The sequence below is a fragment of the Caulobacter sp. GW821-FHT09H08 genome (assembly GCF_059415885.1).
In genome coordinates, this window is the sequence record NZ_JBWKOC010000010.1 from 1 (window position 1) to 3116 (window position 3116).

At 68.0% G+C, this 3116-nt stretch carries 1 protein-coding gene; it reads left to right on the forward strand.

All coding sequences use genetic code 11. From position 1 onward, the window contains the following. Window positions 1-3058: Ig-like domain-containing protein (locus tag AC07NN_RS24035; RefSeq protein WP_494646342.1), on the forward strand; the 3058-nt coding region annotated here is incomplete at its 5' end. Between the last annotated feature and the right edge of the window lie 58 nt (window positions 3059-3116).

The window sequence follows — 3116 nt, forward strand, 5'->3', positions numbered from 1 at the left end:
GGCTCCGGACGCTCCGACCTTCACCAAGGGCGTGGACAATGTGGGTCCGGTGCTGGGCGACGTGAACAACGGTGGCTGGACCAACGACAACCAGCTTGCGCTGTCGGGCAAGGCGGAAGCCAACTCGACGGTCGACATCTATGACGGCGGCTCGAAGCTCGGCACGGTGACGGCCACGGCCGGCGGCGACTGGAGCTACACGACCACGACCCTGCTGGACGGCAGCCACACCCTGACCGCCAAGGCCACGGACGCGGTCGGCAACACCAGCGTCGCCTCGACCGACTTCGTGGTCAAGGTCGACACCGTCGCCCCGAGCGCCCCGGCGTTCACGGTCGCCGACAATGTCGATCCGGTCCAAGGCGCGGTGGCCAACAACGGCTACACCAACGACACCACCCTGACCCTGAACGGCTCGGCGGAAGCTGGCTCGACGGTGACGGTCTATGTCGATGGCGTCTCGGCCGGTACGGTCGTGGCCACCGGCGGCAGCTGGAGCTTCACCACCACGGCTCTGGTCCAAGGGGGCCACACCCTGGCCGCCACGGCCACGGACGCGGCCGGCAACGTCAGCGTGGCTTCCTCGACCACCACGGTCAATGTCGACACGACCGCTCCGGACGCGCCTTCGATCACGGGCCTGACCGACAATGTCGATCCGGTCTCGGGGCCGCTGGTCGACAACGGCTCGACCAACGACGCCACGCCGACCCTGGCCGGCAAGGCTGAGGCCAACTCGACCGTGTCGATCTACGATGGCGGGGCGCTGCTGGGCTCGGTCGCGGCTGACAGCTTGGGCAACTGGTCCTACACGACCAGCGCGCTGAGCGACGCCAGCCACACCCTGACGGCCAAGGCCACCGATGCGGCTGGCAATGTCAGCGATGCTTCGACCGGCTTCACCATCAAGGTCGATACTGTGTCGCCGGACACCCCGGTGCTGGTCTCGGTGATCGACAACGTCCTGCCGGCCTCCGGCGCGGTGGCCAACGGCGGCGCGACCAACGACGCCACCCTGACCCTGAACGGCACGGCCGAGATCAACGCGACCATCAAGATCTACGACGGCGCCACCCTGCTGACCACGATCGCGGCAGACAACACCGGCGCCTGGTCCTACACGACCAGCGCTCTGAGCGAGGGCGGCCACGCCCTGTCGGTGACGGCCACGGATGCGGCCGGCAACGTCAGCACCGCCACGGTGAGCCACACGGTGACGGTGGACACCATCGTCCCGACCGCTCCGACGATCGGCGCCATCGACGACCAGACCCCGGTCCTGGGCGGCATCGCCAACGGCGGCGCTACCAACGACACCACGCCGCTGCTGTCGGGCAACACCGAGGCCGGGGCCACCGTGACGATCCGCGAGGGCGCCACGGTCCTGGGTACGGTCGTGGCCAATGTCGACGGTGACTGGACGTTCTCCACCTCGACCCTGAGCCTGGGCAGCCACACCCTGACGGCCACGGCTGTCGATGCGGCTGGCAACACCAGCGCCGTCTCCAGTTACACGCTGACGGTCGACACGACCGCTCCGGTCATCACCTCGGGCGACCTGGTGATCTTCGCCGAGAATGGCGGCGGCGCGGTCTATACGGCCACGGCCACGGACGTCACGGCGGTGGCCTACACCCTGAGCGGCCTGGATGCGGCGCAGTTCGACCTGACGGCCGGCGGCGTGCTGACCTTCAAGTCGCCGCCGAACTTCGAAGCGCCGACCAGTGTCGACGGCACCAACGTCTATCGTGTGACCATCACGGCCACGGACGCGGCGGGTAACGCCTCGAGCCAAGGCGTGAGCGTTCGGGTCACCGACGCCGACGAAACCGGCGTGGTCATCGTCGGCAACGGCGGCATCACCAACGACCGCACCCCGTTCGTTGGCGGTACGACCAGCGCGAGCCTGGCCGGCCAGACGATCACCCTGCTGGAAAGCGGCGTGATCCGCGGCTCCGGCGTGGTTCAGGCCAACGGTTCGTGGTCCATCGAGTCCAGCGACCTGGGCGCCGACGGCGTGCACATCTTGACCGCCCAGATCGCCGGCGTGTCCAGCAACCTCATCAACCTGACCCTGGACACGGTCGCTCCGACGGTGGCGATCACCGGCGCGGTCGGCCCTGGCCTGACGGCCGCGGTCACCGGCACCGCCGGCCTGTCGGAAGTGGGTCGTACGGTGACCATCCGTGAAGGCGCGACGGTCCTGGGCACGGGCACCGTGGCCGCCGACGGCACCTTCAGCGTCAGCGCCACCATGCCCGCCTCGGGTCCCCACAGCCTGACGGCTTCGGTGACCGACACGGCCGGCAATGTCGGCACCAGCGCGGCGGCCAGCTACAACGCCTCGCCGACCCCGGCCCAAGGTCAGACCGACTCCGACAACATCCGTACGGCCTATGAGAACATCATGGACCACACGGTGTCGGGCTCGGACGGCACGTTCATGGAAGGCCTGCTGGGCAAGATGGGCACGGGCGAGCTGTCCTACGCTCAAGCCCTGGCCCAGGTCGTCGACCTGGCCGACGGCACCACCTCGGTGGCGACCATGAGCTACCAGTTCTTCACCGGCAAAATCCCGACCAAGGCCGGCCTGGACTACCTGCTGACCTCGGCCACGGGCAACGCCAACAACCTGAACTCGGCCTACTACCAGACCTTCAACCTCGAGAACCGCTACATCAACTTCGCGGTCAACCTCGGGCACGATGGCGAAGGCAAGGCCGCGTTCGCCGCCAGCTACGGCTCGCTGAGCCTGTTCGACGCCACCAAGAAGGCCTACGCCGAGATCTTCAGCGCGGCCGACGCCACGGACGCCAAGATCCACGCGATCCTGGACTCCACGGTGGACTTCAACGGCACCAGCGGCGCTCGCTCGTCGTACTTCACCGCCTACGGCCACGACGACCTGGGCACCAAGGCCGCCATGGTCGGCTGGCTCCTGGCTCAGGCCGCCAAGGAAGACGTCGGCACCTACGCCAAGGCCAACGAAGCCTTCCTCACCGACCTCTCCGACGGCGCCACGCTGAACGTCAACCTGATCGGCGTCTACGGCGTCTAAGCCAAACACTCCAATACCGAAACAACCCAAGGGGAGCGGCCACAAGCCGCTCCCCTTT